We start from the raw sequence: 22,613 nt of genomic DNA, 5'->3' as shown, positions 1-22,613 counted from the left end.
CTGAAAGGCCCCCCGTGAGAACCACCACCGCCCGCCGCCTCCTCGCGGCCACCGCCCTGCTGCCGGTCCTGGCGCTGGCCGCGTGCGGCTCGGACCCGAAGATCGCGGGCGCGGCCGGGGCGAGCGGGCCCGCCGCCACCGCCACCGAGGACGTCGTCTCCGGCCTGGGCCGGTCGGAGGCGGCGGCCGCGCTGCTGCCCGAGGAGGTCCGCAAGTCCGGTGTGCTGAAGTTCGGTTCGTCCGTCGGCGCCCCGCCCAGCGCCTTCTACGCCGACCAGGCGAGCAAGAAGGCGGTCGGGGTGGACATCGACTTCACCGATGCCGTCGCCAAGCTGCTCGGCCTGACCGTGCAGCGCGAGGACGCCGCCTTCGAGACCATCCTGCCCGCCCTGGGCAGCGGCAAGTACGACGTCGGCACCGGCAACTTCGGGGTCACCACCGCCCGCCTGAAAACCGTCGACTTCGTCACCTACATCGACGACGGCCAGGGCTTCGCGGTGAGGAAGGACAACACGGCCGTCCAGCCGGTCACCGACCTGGCCCAGCTCTGCGGGCTGACCATCGGCACCGGCGCCGGCACCACCTTCGAGACCACCCTCAACAGCAAGAGGGCCGTCTGCACCGACGCGGGGAAGAAGCCGTACGAGGTCAAGGCGTTCAGCGAGGGCGGCGCGCTGCTGACCGGTCTCCAGCAGGGCCGGGTGGACGTCGAGATGTCCACCATCAACGGCCTGCGCCACCAGGCCTCGCAGGAGGCCGCCGGGGTGCGCTTCCTCAACGAGTTCCACCGGCTGGACGTCGGCTTCGCCTTCAAGAAGGGCTCCCCGCTCACCCCGGCCTTCCAGGCGGCGGTCAACCAGCTGATCAAGGACGGGACGTACGAGCGGATCCTCCGGAAGTGGGGGCTCACCGACTCGGCGATCAAGGAGTCGCAGATCAGTCCGCCCGAGCACCCGTGAGCGCCGGGCCTGTCGAAGGAGTCCTCCGATGACCGTCAGTACGCAAGCACCGCCGGCCCCGGCGAGACCGGCCGGCGACCCCGGCCCCGGCGCGGCCAGCGGTCCCGGCACCGGCCTCGACCCCGGAGAGCTGGACGGCCTGCGGACCGTCCGCGCCCGGCACCCGTGGCGCTGGGCGGCCGGCGCCGCCGCCCTCGTCGTCCTGGTCCAGTTCCTCCACGGCCTGGCCACCAACCCGGCCTGGGACTGGGCCACCTTCCGGCTCTACTTCACCGCCGACACCATCCTCCAGGCGATCGGCCGCACCCTCGAACTCACCGCCTACGGCACGGTGCTGGGCTTCGCGCTCGGCGCCGTGGTGGCCGCGATGCGGCTGTCCCGCAGCGCGATCCTGCGGACCCTCGCCTGGGCGTACGTCTGGGTGTTCCGCTCGATCCCGCTGATCGTCCAGCTGGTGTTCTGGTTCAACCTCTCCTACCTCTACAAGCGGTTCGGCTTCGGCATCCCGTTCGGCCCGACCTTCGGCGACTTCGAGACGGTCGGGGTGCTCGGCGCGCTCGGCGCGGCGGTGCTCGGCCTCGGGCTGCACCAGGCCGCGTTCGCCGCCGAGATCATCCGCGGCGGCGTCATCGCGGTGGACGCCGGCCAGCGCGAGGCCGCCGCCGCGCTGGGCATCCCGCGCGGGCGGCAGGCCTGGCGGATCGTGCTGCCGCAGGCGATGCGGAGCATCCTGCCGGCCGCCGCCAACGAGGTGATCTCGCTGCTCAAGGGCACCTCGGTGGTCTACGTGATGGCCATCGGCGAGCTCTTCTACCAGGCACAGGTGATCTACGGCAGGACCGGCCGGGTGGTGCCGCTGCTGATGGTCGCCACGGTCTGGTACGTGGTGCTGACCACCGTGCTGTCGATCGGCCAGTACTACGTCGAGCGCTACTTCTCCCGCGGCGCCCGGCGCACCCCGCCGCCCACTCCGCTGCAGCGCCTCCGGGCGTTCCTGCGGAGCCTGCCTGCCCGTACCTCCGGAGGAACCCCGTGACGACGCTCACCGAACCGCAGGCCACCGAGCCGCGGACCGCCCCGATGGTGCAGGTCCGCGGCCTGCACAAGAGCTTCGGCCCACTGGACGTGCTGCGCGGGGTCGACCTGGACGTGCCGTCCGGCTCGGTCACCGTGGTGCTCGGCCCGTCCGGCTCCGGCAAGTCCACCCTGCTGCGGGCGATCAACCACCTGGAGAAGCTCGACCGCGGCTACGTCGCCATCGACGGCGAGCTGATCGGCTACCGGCGCTCCGGCGACCGGCTGTACGAACTCAAGGAGCGCGAGGTGCTGCGCCAGCGCACCGGCATCGGCTTCGTGTTCCAGAACTTCAACCTCTTCCCGCACCTGACCGTGCTGGAGAACCTGGTCGAGGCGCCGATCGCCGCCCTCGGCCGCCCCCGGGCCGAGACCAGGGCGACGGCGCTGGCACTGCTGGAGCGGGTCGGGCTGGCCGACAAGGCCGCCGCCTACCCCCGGCAGCTGTCCGGCGGGCAGCAGCAGCGGGTGGCGATCGCCCGGGCGCTGGCCCTGGAGCCCAAGGTGCTGCTCTTCGACGAGCCGACCTCGGCGCTCGACCCCGAACTGGTCGGGGAGGTGCTGGACGTCATCAAGGACCTCGCCCGCACCGGCACCACGATGATCGTGGTGACCCACGAAATCGGCTTCGCCCGCGAGGTCGCCGACACCGTGGTCTTCATGGACGGCGGCGTGGTCGTCGAGCAGGGCCCGCCCGCAGAGGTCCTGGACCGCCCCCAGCACGAGCGCACCCGGGCCTTCCTGGCCAAGGTCCTCTAGTCCCAGCACCCCTACACCGAACCGGAGTTCCGCAATGTCCCTACCCCGTCGCGCCCTCGTGACCGCCGTCGGCGCGCTCGCCGCCGCCCTCGTCCTGGCCGGCTGCGGCAGCGGGGCCACGGGCGCCTCGGCGTACCTCGCCCCGGCCAAGGGCAGCACCGCGCCGAACGGCACCGTGGTGAACCTGTCGCCCCAGCAGAACCGGGTGACCACGCCCAAGGTCGACGCGATCGCCGCGCTGGTGCCGGAGGAGATCAGGAAGAGAGGCACCCTGAAGGTCGTCGACTCCATCGGCACCACCCCGCCGCTGGACTTCTACGCCGACGACGACAAGACCATCATCGGCGTGGAGCCGGACATCGCTTCGCTGATCGGCAACGTGCTCGGCCTCAAGGTCGAGTTCAACCCGGTCTCCTGGGAGAACATCTTCGTCGGCCTGGACAGCGGCAAGTACGACGCCGGCCTGTCCAACATCACCGTGACCGAGGAGCGCAAGGAGAAGTACGACTTCGCCACCTACCGGCTGGACGTCCTCGGCTTCGAGGCGAAGAAGGGCAGCGGGATCAAGGTCACCGGCCCCAAGGACCTGGCCGGCCGGTCGGTCGGCGTGGCCACCGGCACCAACCAGGAGAAGCTGCTGATCGCCTGGAGCGAGGAGGACGTCCGCAACGGCCTCAAGCCGATCGACATCAAGTACTTCTCCGGCACCGAGTACTACCTGGCGCTGTCCTCCGGCCGGATCGACGTCTACACCGGTCCCAATCCCAGCCTGGCCTTCCACGCCGTGCAGACCGGCGAGACCGAGGTGGTCGGCACCTACTCGGGCGGCGGCGCGGACGTCCTCGGCAAGATCGCGGCGACCACCCACAAGGACAACGGGCTGGTCAAGGCGCTCAACGAGGCGCTCAACGAGGTGATCAGGAACGGGACCTACGGGCAGGTGCTGAAGCGCTGGGGCCTGGAGACCGAGGCGGTGCAGACCTCCGAGATCAACCCCGTCGGCCTGCCCAAGCCGAAGCCGTAGGCTTCGTTCACCCGTTCGTCCCCGCCCGCCGCTATGGTGGCCCCTCCGATCCTCCGGCGGCGAACGCCGCTCGGGCGCGGTCGAGTTGGGGGAGGGCATGCACAAGGGTGAGGTGCTCGGCGGCCGCTTCCGGCTGGACGAGTGGCTGGGCAGGGGCGGCTTCGGCGTGGTCTGGCGGGCGATCGACACCGTGCTGGACCGGCCGGTCGCGGTGAAGCTGCTGCTGGCCGAGCACGCCGCCGACCGGGAGGCGGTCGGGCGGTTCGTCCGCGAGGCCAAGCTGGCCGGCAACCTGTCCAATCCGCACATCGTCACGGTGCACGACTACGGCCGGGTCGCCGACGCCACCGGGGACATCCACTACCTGGTGATGGAGCTGGTCCGCGGCCGGCCGCTGTCCGCGGTCCTCAAGGACGGCCTGCCGGACCACGGGCGGGCGCTGGCCTGGATGGCGCAGGTCTGCGAGGCACTGGACGCCGCGCACCGCAGCGGGGTCGTGCACCGGGACATCAAGCCCGAGAACGTGATGATCGCGGACGACGGGGACCGCGCCAAGGTGCTGGACTTCGGCATCGCCCGGCTGCTCACCCAGTCCACCGGGCTCACCTCGACCGGCAGTGTGGTCGGCACCGTCCCGTACCTGGCGCCCGAGTGCTGGTCCGGCGGCACCGTGGACGGCCGGGCCGACCTCTACGCCTTCGGCGTGATGCTGTACGAGGTCAGCACCGGCCGACGGCCGTTCCGCGCCGACTCGCCGTACGAGTACCTGCACAAGCACATGGAGGAGATCCCGCCCCGGCTGCGCGGCAAGGACCCGGAGCTGGCCGAGCTGGTCGCCCAGCTGCTCGCCAAGCGGCCCGAGGACCGGCCGGCCGACGCCGCCGAGGTGCTGGAGCGGCTGCGCCGGATCCGTCCGGGGATGCTGCGGCCGGACGACCCCAGCCCGGAGCAGCTGCGCCGCCGGGCCGACCTGGCCTGGCAGCACGGCGTCGAGGGCCGGGCCGGGCAGGCCGTGGAGATCCTGGAGCAGCTGGTCCCGGACTTCGCCCGGATCTGCGGGCCGGCCGACCCGCGCACCCTGCGCACCCGCCACGACCTGGCCCTCTGGCTGGCCCGGGACGGCAGCCGGGGCGCCGCCGTGGCGCTGCTGGAGGAGTTGGCCGATGAGCCCGGCACGGCCGGGGAGGCCTGGGCCGACCTGCGGCGCGACCTCGCGCACTGGCGGCGGGAGGCCGACCGGCTCGGCCCGGGCCCGGCGGGAATCGTCGGACACGCCTCAGGTTCCCGGCCGCTGCTCGGTGGCGGCCCCGGGGGCGGCGGTGGCGGCCGGGGCGGCAGCGGCGGCGGCGCGCAGGGCGGCTGAGGCGCCTGCGGCGATCGGGTCGCCGTGCCCGAAGACGGCCGTCTCCACCGGCAGCGCGGCCAGCCGGTGGAAGGAGGCGAGGGCCCGGGCCGGGTCGGTGTGGAACACCCCGGGCCGGGTCCGCCCCTGGACGTTGGACGCGATGTCCCCGGTGAACAGCACCCCGGGCCCGGGCAGGTGGAGCGCGATGCTGCCGTCGGTGTGGCCGGGGACGTGCACCACCACCGCGCCGCCGCCGATGTCCAGCACGTCCCCGTCCTCGACCTCGCGGTGCACCGGGCAGGGCTCGGCGGGCGGGATCGGCGGCAGCGCGTCCCACAGCTGCTGCTCGAAGGGGCTGAGCACGGGCGGCGCGGCCGGCTGCTCGCGCCGGATCACCGGCGCCTCCAGCCGGTGCGCGACCACCTCCGCGCCCCAGCGGCGGGCCAGCTCGGCGGCGGAGCCGGTGTGGTCCTCGTGGTGGTGGGTGAGCACGATCCGGCGCACGGCGGCCGGCTCCAGCCCGATGGTGCGGACGGCCTCCTCGATTCCGTCCGCCGATCCGGCGACACCGGTGTCGACCAGGGTCGGTCCGTGGTCGTCCCGCCAGAGGTAGGCGGTGCCGAACTCCAGAGTGATCATGTGCAATTCGTCGCGTACCCGGGTGATCTCCATGCCCCCGATCCTGTGCCCTGCGGCGCCCCGCCACACGGGCGTTCGCCCTGGGCGTGCGGACTTCGCTCCTGGCAGACCGGTCTCGCCGGCGTGCGTGTCAACCGTACGGGCCACCGATTCGGGGCCCCGCGCCGCTGTGCGATTTGATGGAAATCCGCCCATCGGGACGGTCTGGTCCACCGGCCCGGGCCGTTGATATACCTCGTTGCCAGACTCGGGAGCGGTGTCCGCGCCGCCCCGGTGAGCTGCGACGAAAGGCTGGTGACGGATCGATGAAGCTCCTCCGCGTCGGACCCCCGGGCGCCGAGCGCCCGGTCGTGCTGGGCGAGGACGGCACCGCGTACGACCTCTCCGGGCGGGCCCGCGACCTCGACGGGGCCTTCCTGGCCGGGCTGGACACCGCCGCGCTGGCGCGCGAGGTGGCCGCCGGGGTGCTGCCGGTGGTGGACCTGGACGGCCGGCGGGTGGCTGCGCCGGTGGCCCGGCCTGGCAAGGTGGTCGGCATCGGGCTCAACTACCGCGACCACGCGGCCGAGGCCGGGGCCGCGATCCCGGCCGAGCCGGTGATCTTCCTCAAGCCGAGCTCCACGGTGGTCGGCCCGTACGACGAGGTGCTGGTGCCGCGCGGCGGCGAGAAGACCGACTACGAGGCCGAGCTGGCGGTCGTGATCGGCCGCACCGCCCGCTACCTGGACTCGCACGCCGAGGCGGCCGGGGTGATCGCCGGCTACACGATCGCCAACGACGTCACCGAGCGGGCCTTCCAGTTCGAGCGGGGCGGCCAGTGGGACAAGGGCAAGTCGGCGGAGACCTTCACCCCGCTCGGGCCCTGGCTGGTCACCGCCGACGAGGTGGCCGACCCGCAGGCGCTGGCGCTGCGGCTCTGGGTCAACGGCGAGCAGCGGCAGAACGGGAACACCGCGGAGATGATCTTCCCGGTGCTCGAACTCGTCCGCTACGCCAGCCAGTTCATGGTGCTGGAGCCCGGTGACGTGATCATCACCGGCACCCCGGCGGGGGTCACCCTGGGCCGCCCCGGCACGCCGTTCCTCGCCCCGGGCGACGTCGTCGAGATCGAGATCGACGGGCTCGGCCGCCAGCGCCAGGTGCTCGGCAAGGCGTAGGGCGCGGGCCCCGGCCGCCGGGCCGCCCCGACCCTTGGCACGGGGGTCGGGAAGGCCGTCAGCACGCGGGGAAGCCGTCAGCGCGCCTCCAGCACCGCCCGCAGCCGCTCGGCCCGGTCCGCGCGCGGCCCCTCCAGCGCGAGCAGTGCCGCCAGCACCTCCGCCGTCTGCGGATCGTGCAGCGCCGTCGCGGCCGCCATCGCCGTGAACTGGTCCACCAGCCAGTCGCGCAGCCCGTCCACCGGCAGCGTGCGCCCCTCGTCCAGCCAGCTGAGCGAGGCTCCCTCGACCACCGCGATCCACGAGCGCACCAGCAGCGTCAGCCGCGGCCCGGCCTCCCGCACTCCCAGGTGCCGCAGGGTCCGCCTGAGCGCGGCCCGCCGGACGTCGTCCACGATCGCCGAGGTCCGGGCCGTCTCCACCACCGAACCGCCGCGCAGCAGCGCCGAGTAGCCCGTGTCGTGCTCGGCCACGAAGGCGAAGTAGCCGTCCAGCACGGCCGCCAGCTGTTCTGACGGCGTCCCGGTCAGCGGTACGGCGAACCGGCTGGTCAGCTCGTCGGCCGCGGTGCGCAGCGCGGCCTCGTACAACTGCTGCTTGCCGCCGGCGAAGTAACGGTAGACCAGGGGGCGGGAGGCGCCGGCGGCCTCGGCGACGTCGTCCAGGCCGACCTCCTCGGGCGGCCGGGAGGCGAACAGCTCCAGGGCGACCGCGATCAGCTGCTCGCGCCGCTGTTCGACGGGCAGCCGCCGGTAGCCGGAACGGCGCGGGCGCTGTGCGGGGGCCGGGTCGGTCGCCGTGGTCGGGTCGGTTGCCGTGGTGGGGCGGGCTTCCATGGAGCCTCAGCGTAATGGGCGTCGGGCCGATCGGGACCTGTCGGGCGGCGGATCCTTCCGAACGGGCGTTTGTGCCGCCGCGTAGCCGCGACCGCACCGCTCACCGGCCGTCAGACCGCGGACCGCGGCAGGTCAACGGTCGGCGCCGGGGGCTTGCAATCGCCCCGGGCAACGCGATGATGTCCGGATGGCTGAAGAACTGATCAACTCCGGCAGCGACACCCCCCGCCGCATCGCCGACGGCTACGTCCAGGCCCTGGCCGACCTCGACCCGCTGACCGCGGTCTACCTCGGCCTCAACCCGGAGGACGACCGGCTGCCCGACCTGTCCCCGGCCGGGTCCGAGGCGATCGCCGACCTCGCCCGCCGCACCCTGGCCCGGCTGGACGAGGCCGAACGGGCCGGCGCCGCCGGGGACGAGGCCGAGCGCCGCTGCGCCCGGCTGCTGCGCGAGCGGCTGACCGCCGAACTCGCCGTCCACGACGCGGGAGAGGACTACCGCGCGGTGCGCAACCTGGGGTCCCCGGTGCACAACACCCGCGAGGCCTTCACCCTGATGGCCACCGCCACCGAGGAGGACTGGCAGCTGATCGGCCGTCGGCTGGCCCGGTTCCCGCTGGCGCTGGAGCAGTACCGGCAGACCCTGGCCGAGGGCGTCGAGCGCGGTCTGCTGTCCGGCCCGCGCCAGGTGGAGACGGTGGTCGGCCAGTTCGGCGAGTGGCTGGCGGGGGACACCCCCGGCGGATGGTTCGGCGAGTTCGTCCAGGGCGCCCCGGAGGGCGTGCGCGCCGAGCTGTCCGGGCACGCGGTGGCCGCCGCCGAGGCGCTGGCCGCGCTGCGCGACTGGATGCGCGACGTGTACGGCCCGGCCGCGGCCGGCACCCCCGACACCGTCGGGCGGGAGCGCTACGGCCGCTGGGTGCGCTACTGGACGGGTGCCGACCTGGACCTTGACGAGGCGTACGCGTGGGCCTGGAGCGAGTTCCACGACCTGTACGCGCAGATGGAGGCCGAGGCCGAGAAGGTCCGCCCGGGCGTCGGTCCGATGGCGGCGATGAAGTGGCTGGAGTCGGACGGCCCGGCGATCGAGGGCGCCGAGGCGGCCCGGGAGTACCTCCAGGGCCTGATGGACCAGGCCGTCCGGGACCTCCAGGGCACCCACTTCGACCTGGCCGAGCCGGTCACCCGGGTCGAGTCGCGGCTCGCCCCGCCCGGCAGCGCCGCCGCGCCGTACTACACCCAGCCCTCGCTGGACTTCAGTCGCCCGGGCCGGACCTGGCTGCCGGTGCTCGGCGAGGAGCGCTTCCCGGTCTGGGACCTGGTCTCGACCTGGTACCACGAGGGCGTCCCGGGCCACCACCTCCAGCTCGCGCAGTGGGTGTACGTCGCCGACGAGCTGTCCACCTACCAGGTCAGCCTGGGCGGGGTGAGCGCCAACATGGAGGGGTGGGCGCTGTACGCCGAGCGCCTGATGGACGAGCTCGGCTACCTCACCGACCCCGGCCACCGCCTGGGCTTCCTCAACGCCCAGATGATGCGGGCGCTGCGGGTCATCGTCGACATCGGCATGCACGTCGGCCTGGACTTCCCGGCGGACTCCCCGTACCGGCCGGGCGAGCCGGTGACCCCGGAGCACGCGCGGGACTTCTTCGGCCGCTACTGCGGTCTGTCCGCCGACTTCCTGGACAGCGAGCTGGTCCGCTACCTGGGCATGCCCGGCCAGGCGATCGGCTACAAGCTGGGCGAGCGCGCCTGGCTGCGCGGCCGGGCGGCGGCGCGGGCGGCGCACGAGGCGCGCGGCGAGGAGTTCGACGCCAAGGCCTGGCACATGGCGGCGCTCTCGCAGGGTTCGCTGGGGCTGGACGACCTGGTCGCGGAGTTGTCGGCGCTCTGACCGGCGGTCGGTGCGGGACCAGGGCTCCGCGACTCGGTGGTGAGTCCCGGAGTCCTGGTCCTCTTGTCCGCTAGGGGCTGTTCGGCGCGGCCCGCGCGGAGGCGGGAAGGGGGCGGCCCCGGCCTGACCGACGGCGAGCGACTGAAAGTTTGCAGCAAGCTCTTGCAGTCAACCTCCGGCCCCTGCTTGACTCCTGGCCACCGTCCAGCGATCAAGGAGGCGCCGTCGTGCGGCAGTCCGAGTCAGTGGAGTTCGACCTGCTCGTGGTGGGCGGTGTGGGCGTGGACACCGTCGTCCGGGTCGAGCGGCTGGAGATCCCGCCCGGCGACTCCGGGTTCGTCGAGCCGGTGCGCGACTACGTCGGCCACACCGGCTACGGCGTCGCCCTCGGCGCCCACCGCCTCGGTCTGCGCACCGCCCTCCTGGACTTCCTCGGCAACGACCCGCAGGGGGACCTCGTCCGCGCCGCCCACCGTCGTGACGGCCTGCACTTCGCACACGTGACCAGTCCGTACGGGACCCCCCGCGGGGTCAACCTGGTGGACGCGGCCGGCCGCCGGTTCTCCTTCTTCGACGGCCGCCACCCCGCCGACCTGCGGCTGCCGCGCGAGTTCCACCTCCCGTACGTCGAGCGCAGCCGGCACGTCCACCTGTCCATCACCGGCGTCAACCGGGACATGTACGCCGACCTCCACCGGCTCGGCCGCACCACCTCCACCGACCTGCACGACTGGGACGGCGAGAACCCCCACCACCGCGACTACGCGCTCGGCTCCGACCTGGTGTTCCTCTCGGTGGCCGGCTGCCGCGGCCGGCACGAGCAGGTGATGCGCGCGATCCTCGCCGAGGGCCGGGCCGCCGTGGTGGTCGCCACCGCGGGCGCCGAGGGCTGCCACCTGCTCACCCGCGAGGACGGTGTGCTGCGCCACCTGCCCGCCGTCGACCCGGGCCGCCCGGTTGTGGACAGCAACGGCGCCGGGGACGCCTTCGTCACCGGATTCCTGTACGCCTGGTTCCGCGGCCACCCGCCGCTGGACTGCGCCCGGGCCGGTTCGGCCGCCGGGGCGTTCGCCTGCACCGCCGCCGGGACGCACACCTCCTTCGTCGAGGCGTCCGTTCTGGATAGGCTCCTGGGGCATCTCTGACGATTCGCGCCCGGCGGGAACTGTCGGACCCGCCTCTCGGTACGTCTGACCCGGTGACCTTTTCTCATCGAGCTCCAAGCCTGCGGTAACGACGTTTCCAGGCTGAGGCGTCATAGTCATTGACCTAACGAGACGCCATCGACCACGGCAGGAGACACGGGCATGGGTCAGCACCGCCGACGGGGTTCGCGCCGCCACCGCCTGCTGGCCCCTTCGCTGTTCACCGCGCTGTCCGCGGTCGTGGTGGCCACGGTCGTGGCGGGCACGCACGGGTTCGACCTGTCGGACGCCACCGCCGCCGGGAAGGAGGCCCGCAGCCCCCGGGCGGTCGCGGTCGCCCCGGCGACCTCCCCGGCCGCCACCACGGCGGCGCCCGCCTCGCCGGCCCCGGCCGCGGACACCACCCCGAGCCGCACCCCGACCCCGGCCCCGAGCGCCACGCCGACCCCCACCGACAGCCCCTCGTCCACCGCCCCGGCCACCCCCGACGCGCACAGCGTCGTCCTGGGTGCGACCGGCCCCGCCCCCGCCGACAACCGGGAAACCGCCACCGTCGGTGCCCTGTTCAGCGGTTCGGTCGCGCCCGGCAACCACTTCTGCACCGCCAGCGTGCTGCACAGCGCCACCGGCAACCTGCTGCTGACCGCCGCGCACTGCCTCACCAGCACCGACGGCGTGACCTTCGCCCCCGGCTACCGGGACGGCTCCGCCCCGTACGGCACCTGGCGGGTGACGGCGATCCACACCGCGTCCGGCTGGTCCGAGAAGGGCGACGTGGACGAGGACTTCGCGATCCTGGAGACCGCCCCCAGCAACGGCCGCAAGGTCGAGGACGTGGTCGGCGGCAACAAGCTGGGCACCGACGAGCCCTTCGGCGCCACCGTCCGGCTCTACGGCTACCCGGCCGACGCCGAGGTGCCCAACCTCTGCACCAACACCACGGCCCAGCAGAGCGCGTACCAGCGCGTCATCCAGTGCCCGTCGTACCCGAGCGGCACCAGCGGCGGCCCGTGGATCAACACCGCCACCGGTGACGTGGTCGGCGCCATCGGCGGCTACCAGCAGGGCGGCGACACCGACGACACCTCGTACAGCGCCTACTTCGACCACACCGTCGCCGAGCTCTACGACCAGGCCGAGGCCGCCGCCTCCTGAACCGCCCGGACCCCGCTCTCCCCGAGCGGGGTCCGCCGAACCGGGCCCGGACCGCGCCCGGACGGAGCCCGAAGCACGTCCGGACATGACGAAGGCCCAGATCCGTGGATCAACTCCACTGATCTGGGCCTCAGTTGCACTTCCTGCGAAGTGCCCCCGGTAGGATTCGAACCTACGCACCCGCCTCCGGAGGGCGGTGCTCTATCCCCTGAGCTACGGGGGCCTACTGGCCTGCCGGCCGCCTGCGGCGTTCCGACGTGATGAACACTACCAGGCTTCCCGGGCGGTCCGTGCACGGGTTTCCGGAAAGATCGTCGGGTCGGCCCCCGGTGGCCCGGCGGGCGGAAGTGCCCAAAGGCCGGACGGGGCGGCGGGGCCGCCGATACCCTCGGTGAGGTGTCGGGAGTGTCCGGGCGGGTCCTCGTGGTGGACGACAGCGAGGTGATCCGCCAGCTGATCAGGGTCAACCTGGAGCTCGAAGGCTTCGAGGTGGTGACCGCCGCCGACGGCGCCGAGTGCCTGGAGGTCATCCGCCGGGTGAAGCCCGACGTGGTGACGCTGGACGTGGTGATGCCGCGGCTGGACGGCCTGCGGACGGCGGCCCGGCTGCGCGCGACCCCGGACACCAGTGGACTGCCGATCGCGATCGTGAGCGCCTGCACCCCGGCGGACCTCGACCTGGGGGAGGCGGTCGGTGTGGACGGTTACCTCGGCAAGCCCTTCGACCCCGCCGACCTGGTGGCCCTGGTCCGGCGCCTGATGCGCGCGGAGGAACGGCCCGCCGGGTTTCGCCCTGAGCGAACAGAGCGCACGGATCGCGGCTGACATCCCTGGGCAGGCGGCGCCGGGGCCCCTCCGGGCGTCTCAACCGGCAAACCGGGTGGCGGGCGGGCACCCCGTCTCGCCTACGCTTGGCGTCGTGACCCCCGCAGACCTTTCCCAGGCAATCCAGGCCGCAGTGAGTTCCGCCGTCGAGGCGGGCGAGCTGGCCGTCGCCGTGCCCGAGCACGTGACGGTCGAGCGGCCCAAGAACCGGGACCACGGCGACTACGCGACGAACGTGGCCCTCCAGCTCGCCAAGGCGGCCGGCAAGCCGCCGCGAGCCGTTGCCGAGGTCCTGGCCGAGCGCCTGCGAGGGATCACCGGCGTCTCCGAGGTCGACATCGCCGGTCCGGGCTTCCTGAACATCACCCTGGACACCGCCACCGCCGGTGCGCTCGCCCGCACCATCGTCGAGGCGGGCGAGGCGTACGGCCGCAACGAGGCCCTCAAGGGCCTGCGCATCAACCTGGAGTTCGTCTCCGCCAACCCGACCGGCCCGATCCACATCGGCGGCGTCCGCTGGGCCGCCGTCGGCGACTCGCTGGCGCGCGTGCTGCGGGCCTCCGGCGCCGACGTCACCACCGAGTACTACCTCAACGACGCCGGCGTGCAGATCACCAAGTTCGCCGCCTCCCTCCAGGCCGCCGCGAACGGCCGCGAGGTGCCCGAGGGCGGTTACGTCGGCGAGTACATCGTCGACATCGCCAAGACGCTCACCGACGCGATCCCGGGCGTGCTCGACCTGTCCGAGGCCGAGCAGCTGGAGGTCTTCCGCACCGAGGGCCTCAAGCTCATGGTCGCCGAGATCAAGCGCTCCATGGACGAGTTCGGCACCCACTTCGACGTGTGGTTCTCGGAGAGGACGCTGCACGACTCCGGCGCCGTCGAGAAGGCCATCGACCGGCTGCGCGAGCAGGGCCACGTCTTCGAGCAGGACGGCGCGGTCTTCCTGCGCACCACCGACTTCGGCGACGACAAGGACCGCGTCCTGATCAAGGCCGACGGCGACAAGACCTACTTCGCCGCCGACGCCGCGTACTACCTGTCCAAGCGGGACCGCGGCGCCGAGGTCGCGCTCTACATGCTGGGCGCGGACCACCACGGCTACGTCAACCGCCTCAAGGCCATCGCGGCCTGCGCGGGCGACGACTTGAACCGCAACATCGAGGTGAAGATCGGCCAGTTCGTGAAGATGCTTCGCGACGGCGAAGAGGTCCGCATGTCCAAGCGGGCCGGCAACATCATCACGATCGACGACGTGGTCGAGTGGATCGGCGTCGACGCCGCCCGCTACACCCTGGCGCGTTCCTCCACGGACTCGACGATCACGCTGGACATCAACATCCTGACCAGCCAGACCAACGAGAACCGCGTCTTCTACGTCCAGTACGCGCACGCCCGGATGTCCTCGCTCCAGCGCAAGGCCGCCGACATGGGCATCACGCGCTCGGCGGACTTCAAACCGGAGCTGCTGAGCACGGAGTGGGAGACCGACCTGCTCGGTCAGCTCGGTGAGTTCCCGCGCGTCATCGCCGCCGCCGGCGAGCTGCGCGAGCCGCACCGGGTCGCCCGCTACCTGGAGGACCTGGCCGGCGCGTACCACCGCTTCTGGGACAACTGCCCGGTCCTGCCCAAGGGCGACGACGAGGTCACGGACCTCACGCACGCCCGTCTCTGGCTGGTCGAGGCGACGCGCACCGTGCTCGCCAACGGCCTGACGCTGCTGGGCGTCTCGACGCCCGAGCGGATGTAGACACCACCCCCAAGCGCACAGCGGGGGGGCGGCTGACGGTCAACGGGGACCGTCGCCGCCCCTCGCCATAGGTCTCGAAGGACTGGCACAACGATGAGTCGCTCCGCACATCCCGCCGGGCCCCGCCACGGCGACGTCCTGCCCGAGGGCCACTACCAGGCCCCGCCGGCCGACCTGAACGCGCTCGATCCCAAGGTCTGGTCGTGCACCGTCGCCCGCAACGCCGAGGGCGCGGCCACCGTCGGCGGGATCGACGTGAGGCGACTGGCGGCCGAGTTCGGCACCCCGGCCTACGTGCTGGACGAGGAGGACTTCCGCGCCCGGGCCCGCGCCTGGCGGGACGCCTTCGGCGCCGGCGCGGACGTCTACTACGCCGGAAAGGCCTTCCTCTCCAAGGCGATCGTGCGCTGGCTGCACGAGGAGGGCCTCAACCTCGACGTGTGCAGCGTCGGCGAGCTCGCGGTGGCGCTGGCCGCCGGGATGCCGCCGGAGCGGATCGCGCTGCACGGCAACAACAAGTCGGCCGACGAGCTGGAACACGCGGTGAAGACCGGTGTCGGGCACATCGTGGTCGACTCCTACGAGGAGATCGAGCGGCTGGCCGCGATCGCCGCCCGCCACGGCGTGCGCCAGCAGGTGCTGATCCGGGTCACCGTCGGCGTCGAGGCGCACACCCACGAGTTCATCGCGACGGCGCACGAGGACCAGAAGTTCGGCCTCTCGCTGAACGGCGGGGCCGCCGCCGAGGCGGTGCGCCGGGTGCTCGGCCACGACAGCCTGGAACTGCGCGGCATCCACTCGCACATCGGCTCGCAGATCTTCGACATGGCCGGCTTCGAGGTGGCCGCCCGCCGGGTGGTCGGCCTGCTGGCCGGGATCCGGGACGAGCACGGCGTCGAGCTGCCCGAGATCGACCTCGGCGGCGGCCTCGGCATCGCCTACACCAGCGAGGACGACCCGCGCGAGCCCGCCGAGATCGCCGCCGCCCTGGCCGAGATCGTCCGCCGCGAGTGCGCCGCCGCGAACCTGAACGCCCCCCGGCTGAGCGTGGAGCCGGGCCGGGCGATCGTCGGCCCGACCGCGTTCACGCTGTACGAGGTCGGCACGGTCAAGCCGCTGGAGGGCCTGCGCACCTACGTCAGCGTGGACGGCGGGATGTCCGACAACATCCGCACCGCGCTGTACGACGCCGAGTACTCGGTGGCCCTGGTGTCCCGCACCAGCGAGGCCGCGCCGATGCTGGTCCGGGTGGTCGGCAAGCACTGCGAGTCCGGCGACATCGTCGTCCGGGACGCCTTCCTGCCCTCCGACCTGGTCCCGGGCGACCTGATCGCGGTGCCCGCCACCGGCGCCTACTGCCGCTCGATGGCGAGCAACTACAACCACGCCCTCAGGCCCCCCGTGCTCGCCGTCAGGGACGGTGCGGCGCGGGTGATCGTCCGGCGCGAGACGGAGGAGGATCTCCTGCGCCTGGATATCGGATGACGAAATTCTCGTCTCAGATCATGGAACGACCGTAGATCCGTGCGGAAAGTCCCCGAGACTGGTACGGACCGAAGTTCCCGGCGGCACCGGAAAACCGCCGGAAATACCGAAGCACGAAGAATGGCAGAGCGGAGTCGGATGATGCGTACGCGCCCGCTGAAGGTGGCGTTGCTGGGTTGTGGTGTGGTGGGCTCCGAGGTGGCGCGCATCATGACGACGACGGCCGACGACCTCGCCGCTCGCATCGGTGCCCCGGTCGAGCTCGCCGGGATCGCGGTCCGCCGGGCCGGCCGGGTGCGCCCCGGGGTGCCCGAGCACCTGATCACCACCGACGCCGAGGCCCTGGTCAACCGGGGCGACATCGACGTCGTGGTCGAGGTGGTGGGCGGGATCGAGCCCTCCAAATCGCTGCTGCTGTCGGCCTTCGAGCAGGGCGCCTCGGTGGTCAGCGCCAACAAGGCGCTGCTCGCCCAGGACGGCACCGAGCTGCACGCGGCGGCCGCCGCGGCCGGTGTGGACCTGTACTACGAGGCCGCGGTCGCGGGCGCGATCCCGCTGCTGCGCCCGCTGCGCGAGTCCCTCGCCGGGGACAAGGTCAACCGGGTGCTGGGCATCGTCAACGGCACCACCAACTTCATCCTCGACAAGATGGACACCACCGGCGCCGGCTACTCGGAGGCGCTGGAGGAGGCCACCGCGCTCGGCTACGCCGAGGCCGACCCGACCGCGGACGTGGAGGGCTTCGACGCTGCCGCCAAGGCCGCGATCCTCGCCGGCATCGCCTTCCACACCAAGGTCACCGCGGCGGACGTCTACCGCGAGGGCATCACCGAGGTCACCGCCGCCGACATCGCCTCCGCGAAGGCGATGGGCTGCGTGGTCAAGCTGCTCGCGATCTGCGAGCGGGCCGCCGACGGCGAGTCCGTCACCGCGCGCGTCCACCCGGCGATGATCCCGCTGTCGCACCCGCTGGCCTCCGTCCGCGAGGCGTACAACGCGGTGTTCGTCGAGGCCGAGGCGGCCGGTCGGCTGATGTTCTACGGCCCGGGCGCGGGCGGCTCGCCGACCGCCTCCGCGGTGCTGGGCGACCTGGTCGCGGTCTGCCGCAACAAGCTGGCCGGGGCCACCGGTCCCGGTGACTCCCTGTACACCCGGCTGCCCGCCAAGCCGATGGACGAGGTCGTCACGCGCTACCACGTCAGCCTGGACGTGGACGACCGGGCGGGCGTGCTCGCCCAGGTCGCGTCCGTCTTCGCCGAGCACGGCGTCTCCATCGACACCGTGCGCCAGCAGGGCCGCGACGGCGACGCCTCGCTCGTCGTGGTCACCCACCGTGCCACCGACGCCGCGCTGTCGGCGACGGTCGACAAGCTCCGCGCGCTGGACAGCGTGCGGGACGTGGCCAGCATCATGCGGGTCGAAGGGGAATAAGGAACCAGCCATGAACGCCGTTGCCGAGAACGTCGTCCGAGGCGCGCACACCCACCAGTGGCGCGGCCTGATCGAGGAGTACCGGGACCGCCTGCCGGTCACCGCGACCACCCCGGTGGTCACCCTGCTGGAGGGCGGCACGCCCCTGGTACCCGCCCAGGTGCTCTCCGAGCGCACGGGCTGCGAGGTCTACCTCAAGGTCGAGGGCGCCAACCCGACCGGCTCCTTCAAGGACCGCGGGATGACGATGGCCATCTCCAAGGCCAAGGAGGCGGGCGCGCAGGCCGTCATCTGCGCGTCCACCGGCAACACCTCGGCCTCCGCCGCCGCGTACGCGGTGCGCGCCGGGATGGTCTCCGCGGTGCTCGTGCCCCAGGGCAAGATCGCCCTGGGCAAGATGGGCCAGGCGCTGGTGCACGGCGCGAAGATCCTGCAGGTCGACGGCAACTTCGACGACTGCCTGACGCTGGCCCGCGAGCTGTCCGAGAAGTACCCGGTCGCCCTGGTCAACTCGGTGAACCCGGTGCGGATCGAGGGCCAGAAGACCGCCGCCTTCGAGATCGTCGACATGCTCGGCGACGCCCCGGACATCCACGTCCTGCCGGTCGGCAACGCGGGTAACATCACCGCGTACTGGAAGGGCTACCGGGAGTACGCGACCGACGGGATGGCCGCGCGCACCCCGCGGGTGTGGGGCTTCCAGGCCTCCGGCTCGGCCCCGATCGTGGACGGCGCGCCCGTCCTCAAGCCGCAGACCATCGCCACCGCGATCCGGATCGGCAACCCGGCCTCCTGGGACTTCGCGCTCGCCGCGCGGGACGAGTCCGGCGGCCTCATCGACAAGGTGACTGACCGTCAGATCCTCGCCGCGTACCGGCTGTTGGCCGCGCAGGAGGGCGTCTTCGTGGAGCCCGCCTCGGCTGCCTCGGTGGCCGGCCTGCTGGCCAAGGCGGAGGCCGGCCTGGTCGACCCGGGCCAGCGGATCGTCTGCACGGTGACCGGCAACGGCCTCAAGGACCCGGACTGGGCGGTGGCCGGCGCGCCGCAGCCGCAGGTCGTCCCGATCGACCCGGAGGCGGCGGCCCGGCGACTCGGACTGCTCGACTGACGCAGGGGTCTGACACTTCGACGGGCCGACCCACTTTCGGGGGTCGGCCCGTCGAAGTTCTCCGGTGACTCCTTTGTGTCAATTCCGCTGCGCATTCCGATCCGATTCCGCCCCTCCCTTTGACCGGGAGGGGTGTGCATTCCGGCCAGAACCGGCAACACACCAGATCGAAGGCCCACGGGGTGTACCACTGGGGAACCTCTCTTCGATACTCTGGGTCCGGCCGTGTGGCACATGCCCCGGGCCCGTCCTGCGCGGGCCGCGCCGACGACTGTGACCGCCCGGCCCGAGGGGCCCGCGGCCCTTTCCCCCACCCTCGCACCGACGACGCGCTCCGCGCCGCCCGATTTCCCCAGGAGAGTCCACCGCATGGCCGGTCCTGCGTTCCGTGCCGCCGCCGTCCGGGTCAGGGTTCCCGCGACCAGCGCCAACCTCGGCCCGGGCTTCGACGCCTTCGGGCTCGCGCTGGGTCTGTACGACGACGTGGTCGTCCGGGTCGCCGACTCCGGGCTCGCCGTCGACATCGCCGGGGAGGGGGCCGGGACACTGCCCCGGGACGAGCGGCACCTGCTGGTCCGCTCGATGCGGGCCGCGTTCGACCGGCTCGGCGGCCAGCCGCGCGGCCTCGAAGTGGTCTGCGCCAACCGGATACCGCACGGCCGTGGCCTGGGCTCCTCCTCGGCCGCCATCTGCGCCGGCATCGTGGCCGCCCGCGCGGTCACCATCGGTGGCCCGTCCGCGCTGGACGACGACGCGCTGCTGGCCCTCGCCTCCGAGCTGGAGGGCCACCCCGACAACGTCGCGGCCTGCCTGCGCGGCAACTTCACCATCGCCTGGACCGACGAGGAGTCGGCGAAGGCGGTCGCCCTGGAGCCGTCCGAGCAGGTCGTCCCGGTGGTGTTCGTCCCGGCCGGCGAGGTGCTCACCGAGACCGCCCGCGGCCTGCTGCCGAAGACCGTCCCGCTGGCCGACGCGGCCGTCAACGCCGGCCGCTCCGCGCTGCTGGTGGAGGCGTTGACCCGGCGGCCCGAACTGCTGCTCGCGGCCACCGAGGACCGGCTGCACCAGGACTACCGCGCCTCCGCGATGCCGGACAGCGCCGCGTTGGTCGGCGCGCTGCGCGCGGAGGGCGTCCCCGCGGTCATCTCCGGGGCCGGCCCGACCGTGCTGGCGCTCACCGACGAGGCGGGTGTCGACAAGGTGCTGTCCTTCGCCGGGCACCACGGCCACGGCGGCGACCCGGCGTTCGCCGCGCACCGGCTGGGCGTCGACCGCACCGGGGCCACCGTGCTCCCGCTGGACGTCTGAGCAGCTGGTTTGGCCCTGCGGCGAGCCGGGCCGTCCGGACACGATTGGCAGGCCCGAGGTCGGGGAATGTCTGAGGGGGTCGGTAGTGTTAATCTCATTGCTGCACCATGTGCCCTCCGGGGCTCGGTGCGCCGCGTCCCGATCCCAGCGCTCCACTGCCGTGGAGCCGCCGCGATGTCCGGGGCGACGATTCTCCGGGAGCCCACCGCAGCGCGTACGCAGCCTGCCTGCGCGACATGCGGCCGCATCCCGAAGCCGTGACGGCACCTGACTCCCACCCGCGGCCTTCCACCTGAAGGCCAGGACGGGCGGAGCGCGGGTCACCGTCACGCGACGGGGGCCCGGGATTCGCAGGCAGCGTGGGGGCAACGCCCTCTGGGGAGGTCGACACACGGCCGGCCCACGCGCCACTCAGCACCACCGTGCTTCATGCACCGCACCTCGCAGCTCTCCCTCGACGGGCTCCCGCCATTCGAGGGACCACCGCCTCGGACCGACGCAGTCGAGCGTTGGTCAGGACAGCACAACCGGTCGCCGAGCCAGACAGGCCGACGTCCGCTCCAGGGAAGGACCCTTAGTGAGCGACTCCACCGATCTGATGGGCGCGCGCCCGGACGCCGAAGCGTCGGACGCGGCCGCCGCCCCCGCCGCCCCGCGCCGCCGCCGCAATGCCGCCGCGGGCCTGGACGGCATGGTTCTCGCCGAGCTGCAGAAGCTCGCCGCGGACCTGGGCATCACCGGTACCGGGCGCATGCGCAAGAGCCAGCTGATCGAGACCATCAAGGAGAAGAGCGGCGGGGACCCGCTGCTCGCCGCCGGTGGCGCCCCGGCCGCCAAGCGCACCGCCGCCAAGGCGGAGGCCGAGGCCCCGGCCGAGAAGCCGGCCCGCCGCAGCAAGGCCGCCGCCGCTGCCGCGGCCCCGGCCGCCGAGGCGCAGGCCCAGATCGAGATCCCGGTCCAGGCCGCCGCCGAGACCGCCGCCGCGCCGGCCCGCGCCGAGCGCACCCGCCGCCGTGCCACCTCGGCCGCCGGCGCCCCCACCGCCCCGGCCGCCGAGGCCGGCGCCGAGGCCGCCACCGTCGCGGTGGCCGAGCCCAAGCAGGCCGAGCGTCCGGCCGAGACCCGCGGCTTCGAGGGCCGCGAGGAGGGTCGTGAGACCCGTCGTGACCGCCGCGAGCGCCGTGACCGCCGCGAGTCGGGCGAGCGCACCGAGCGCACCGAGCGCCAGGACGGCGCCGAGGCCCAGGCCGGACAGGACGGCGAGGGGCGCGAGTCCCGCCGCGACCGCCGCAACCGCCGCGAGCGCGCCGACCGCCAGGGCGGCCAGCAGGGCCAGCAGCAGGGCCAGGGCGACGGCCAGCAGCGCCGCGAGGGCGGCCAGCAGGTCCAGCAGCCGCAGGCCCAGCAGGGCGGCTACGACGACGACGAGTTCGGCGAGGGCCGTCGGGGCCGTCGCGGCCGCTACCGGGACCGCCGGGGCCGTCGCGGCCGCGAGGGCTTCGAGACCGGCGCCGTCGAGCCGCAGATCGGCGAGGACGACGTCCTGATCCCGGTCGCGGGCATCCTCGACATCCTCGACAACTACGCGTTCGTGCGTACCTCCGGCTACCTGCCGGGCCAGAACGACGTCTACGTCTCGCTCGCCCAGGTCCGCAAGAACGGCCTGCGCAAGGGCGACGCCATCACCGGTGCGGTGCGCCAGCCGCGCGAGGGCGAGCGCCGCGAGAAGTTCAACGCCATGGTGCGGCTGGACTCCGTCAACGGCATGGACCCGGAGACCGGCCGCGGCCGCCCCGAGTTCAACAAGCTCACCCCGCTCTACCCGCAGGAGCGGCTGCGCCTGGAGACCGACCCGGGCGTGCTGACCACCCGGATCATCGACCTGGTGTCGCCGATCGGCAAGGGCCAGCGCGGTCTGATCGTGGCGCCGCCGAAGACCGGCAAGACCATGGTGCTGCAGGCGGTCGCCAACGCGATCACCCACAACAACCCCGAGTGCCACCTGATGGTCGTCCTGGTCGACGAGCGTCCGGAAGAGGTCACCGACATGCAGCGGTCGGTGAAGGGCGAGGTCATCTCCTCGACCTTCGACCGCCCGGCCGAGGACCACACCACCGTCGCCGAGCTGGCCATCGAGCGCGCCAAGCGCCTGGTGGAGCTGGGCCACGACGTGGTCATCCTGCTGGACTCGATCACCCGCCTGGGCCGCGCCTACAACCTGGCGGCCCCGGCCTCCGGCCGCATCCTGTCCGGTGGTGTCGACTCGACCGCGCTGTACCCGCCGAAGAAGTTCTTCGGTGCCGCGCGCAACATCGAGAACGGCGGCTCGCTGACCATCCTGGCCACCGCGCTGGTCGAGACCGGCTCGCGCATGGACGAGGTGATCTTCGAGGAGTTCAAGGGCACCGGCAACATGGAGCTCAAGCTCGACCGGAAGCTCTCGGACAAGCGCATCTTCCCGGCCGTCGACGTGGACGCCTCCAGCACCCGCAAGGAGGAGATCCTGCTCGGCAGCGAGGAGTTGGCCATCGTCTGGAAGCTGCGCCGGGTGCTGCACGCGCTCGACTCGCAGCAGGCGATCGAGCTGCTCCTGGACAAGATGAAGCAGACCAAGAGCAACGCCGAGTTCCTGATGCAGATCGCCAAGACCACCCCCGGCTCCGGCGACTGACCGTAGTCGGACGGCTGGTCGAGCACGGAACCCCGGATCGCGCGAGCG

Annotated in this window: 18 protein-coding genes and 1 tRNA gene; 16 read left to right on the top strand and 3 right to left on the bottom strand. The window is 72.9% G+C overall.

What is annotated here, in order from left to right:
- Positions 1-14: 14 nt before the first annotated feature.
- The 5 genes from BOQ63_RS19000 to BOQ63_RS18980 all read left to right on the top strand — a co-directional run bounded on the left by BOQ63_RS19000 (position 15) and on the right by BOQ63_RS18980 (position 5,179).
- Complete coding sequence (locus BOQ63_RS19000; protein ID WP_030551341.1) at positions 15-959, top strand: ABC transporter substrate-binding protein; 945 nt, start codon at positions 15-17, stop codon at positions 957-959.
- Positions 960-987: 28 nt separating this feature from the next.
- The gene (locus tag BOQ63_RS18995) at positions 988-1,995 is read left to right on the top strand and encodes an amino acid ABC transporter permease (RefSeq protein WP_046386957.1); all 1,008 of its coding nucleotides are present in this window, start codon (positions 988-990) and stop codon (positions 1,993-1,995) included.
- Positions 1,996-2,039: 44 nt separating this feature from the next.
- Positions 2,040-2,792, top strand: a complete 753-nt coding sequence (locus BOQ63_RS18990; protein ID WP_030282117.1) for an amino acid ABC transporter ATP-binding protein — start codon at positions 2,040-2,042, stop codon at positions 2,790-2,792.
- A 34-nt stretch (positions 2,793-2,826) separates the two neighbouring features.
- On the top strand, positions 2,827-3,816 hold the full coding sequence (locus BOQ63_RS18985) for an ABC transporter substrate-binding protein (protein ID WP_030282115.1): 990 nt from the start codon (positions 2,827-2,829) through the stop codon (positions 3,814-3,816).
- A 97-nt stretch (positions 3,817-3,913) separates the two neighbouring features.
- Positions 3,914-5,179, top strand: a complete 1,266-nt coding sequence (locus tag BOQ63_RS18980; RefSeq protein ID WP_051746754.1) for a serine/threonine-protein kinase — start codon at positions 3,914-3,916, stop codon at positions 5,177-5,179.
- Here BOQ63_RS18980 and BOQ63_RS18975 read toward each other — a convergent pair.
- A complete protein-coding gene (locus BOQ63_RS18975) occupies positions 5,093-5,833 on the bottom strand; it encodes an MBL fold metallo-hydrolase (protein WP_030551349.1) in 741 nt (246 codons plus the stop codon). The genes BOQ63_RS18980 and BOQ63_RS18975 overlap by 87 nt on opposite strands.
- 272 nt (positions 5,834-6,105) lie before the next feature.
- On the opposite strand from BOQ63_RS18975, the gene BOQ63_RS18970 reads away from it, so the two are divergent.
- Positions 6,106-6,957, top strand: a complete 852-nt coding sequence (locus BOQ63_RS18970; RefSeq protein WP_030282109.1) for a fumarylacetoacetate hydrolase family protein — start codon at positions 6,106-6,108, stop codon at positions 6,955-6,957.
- A 77-nt stretch (positions 6,958-7,034) separates the two neighbouring features.
- On the opposite strand, the gene BOQ63_RS18965 is transcribed toward BOQ63_RS18970, so the two are convergent.
- The gene (locus BOQ63_RS18965) at positions 7,035-7,793 is read right to left on the bottom strand and encodes a TetR/AcrR family transcriptional regulator (RefSeq protein ID WP_051746753.1); all 759 of its coding nucleotides are present in this window, start codon (positions 7,791-7,793) and stop codon (positions 7,035-7,037) included.
- Between the two features lie 187 nt (positions 7,794-7,980).
- Between BOQ63_RS18965 and BOQ63_RS18960 the strand changes: the two genes are divergently transcribed.
- From BOQ63_RS18960 to BOQ63_RS18950, 3 genes are all read left to right on the top strand, one after another.
- A complete protein-coding gene (locus BOQ63_RS18960) occupies positions 7,981-9,687 on the top strand; it encodes a DUF885 domain-containing protein (RefSeq protein WP_030282105.1) in 1,707 nt (568 codons plus the stop codon).
- 227 nt (positions 9,688-9,914) lie between these two features.
- Complete coding sequence (locus BOQ63_RS18955) at positions 9,915-10,832, top strand: carbohydrate kinase family protein (RefSeq protein WP_197697973.1); 918 nt, start codon at positions 9,915-9,917, stop codon at positions 10,830-10,832.
- 162 nt (positions 10,833-10,994) lie between these two features.
- The gene (locus BOQ63_RS18950) at positions 10,995-11,987 is read left to right on the top strand and encodes a S1 family peptidase (RefSeq protein ID WP_051746752.1); all 993 of its coding nucleotides are present in this window, start codon (positions 10,995-10,997) and stop codon (positions 11,985-11,987) included.
- A gap of 151 nt (positions 11,988-12,138) precedes the next feature.
- On the opposite strand, the gene BOQ63_RS18945 is transcribed toward BOQ63_RS18950, so the two are convergent.
- A tRNA-Arg gene (locus tag BOQ63_RS18945) sits at positions 12,139-12,210 on the bottom strand.
- A 182-nt stretch (positions 12,211-12,392) separates the two neighbouring features.
- On the opposite strand from BOQ63_RS18945, the gene BOQ63_RS18940 reads away from it, so the two are divergent.
- The 7 genes from BOQ63_RS18940 to rho all read left to right on the top strand — a co-directional run bounded on the left by BOQ63_RS18940 (position 12,393) and on the right by rho (position 22,565).
- Positions 12,393-12,812, top strand: a complete 420-nt coding sequence (locus BOQ63_RS18940; protein ID WP_046386192.1) for a response regulator — start codon at positions 12,393-12,395, stop codon at positions 12,810-12,812.
- Positions 12,813-12,906: 94 nt separating this feature from the next.
- On the top strand, positions 12,907-14,562 hold the full coding sequence (gene argS, locus BOQ63_RS18935; RefSeq protein ID WP_030282096.1) for an arginine--tRNA ligase: 1,656 nt from the start codon (positions 12,907-12,909) through the stop codon (positions 14,560-14,562).
- Positions 14,563-14,655: 93 nt separating this feature from the next.
- Positions 14,656-16,047 (top strand): diaminopimelate decarboxylase, encoded by a 1,392-nt coding sequence (gene lysA, locus BOQ63_RS18930; RefSeq protein ID WP_072654664.1) that lies wholly within the window; start codon positions 14,656-14,658, stop codon positions 16,045-16,047.
- Positions 16,048-16,185: 138 nt separating this feature from the next.
- Positions 16,186-17,478, top strand: coding sequence for a homoserine dehydrogenase (locus tag BOQ63_RS18925; RefSeq protein WP_030282091.1), 1,293 nt, complete (start codon positions 16,186-16,188; stop codon positions 17,476-17,478).
- Positions 17,479-17,488: 10 nt separating this feature from the next.
- Positions 17,489-18,586 (top strand): threonine synthase, encoded by a 1,098-nt coding sequence (thrC, locus tag BOQ63_RS18920; protein WP_072654663.1) that lies wholly within the window; start codon positions 17,489-17,491, stop codon positions 18,584-18,586.
- A gap of 369 nt (positions 18,587-18,955) precedes the next feature.
- The gene (gene thrB / locus BOQ63_RS18915) at positions 18,956-19,894 is read left to right on the top strand and encodes a homoserine kinase (protein WP_030551362.1); all 939 of its coding nucleotides are present in this window, start codon (positions 18,956-18,958) and stop codon (positions 19,892-19,894) included.
- 577 nt (positions 19,895-20,471) lie between these two features.
- The gene (gene rho, locus BOQ63_RS18910; RefSeq protein ID WP_030282085.1) at positions 20,472-22,565 is read left to right on the top strand and encodes a transcription termination factor Rho; all 2,094 of its coding nucleotides are present in this window, start codon (positions 20,472-20,474) and stop codon (positions 22,563-22,565) included.
- The last annotated feature ends 48 nt before the right edge of the window (positions 22,566-22,613 follow it).

It is taken from the genome of Streptomyces viridifaciens, from assembly GCF_001888885.2.
GTDB lineage: Bacteria > Actinomycetota > Actinomycetes > Streptomycetales > Streptomycetaceae > Kitasatospora > Kitasatospora aureofaciens.
The sequence above is the reverse complement of the archived record's forward strand: the minus strand, read 5'-3'. Positions and strand labels throughout refer to the sequence as shown.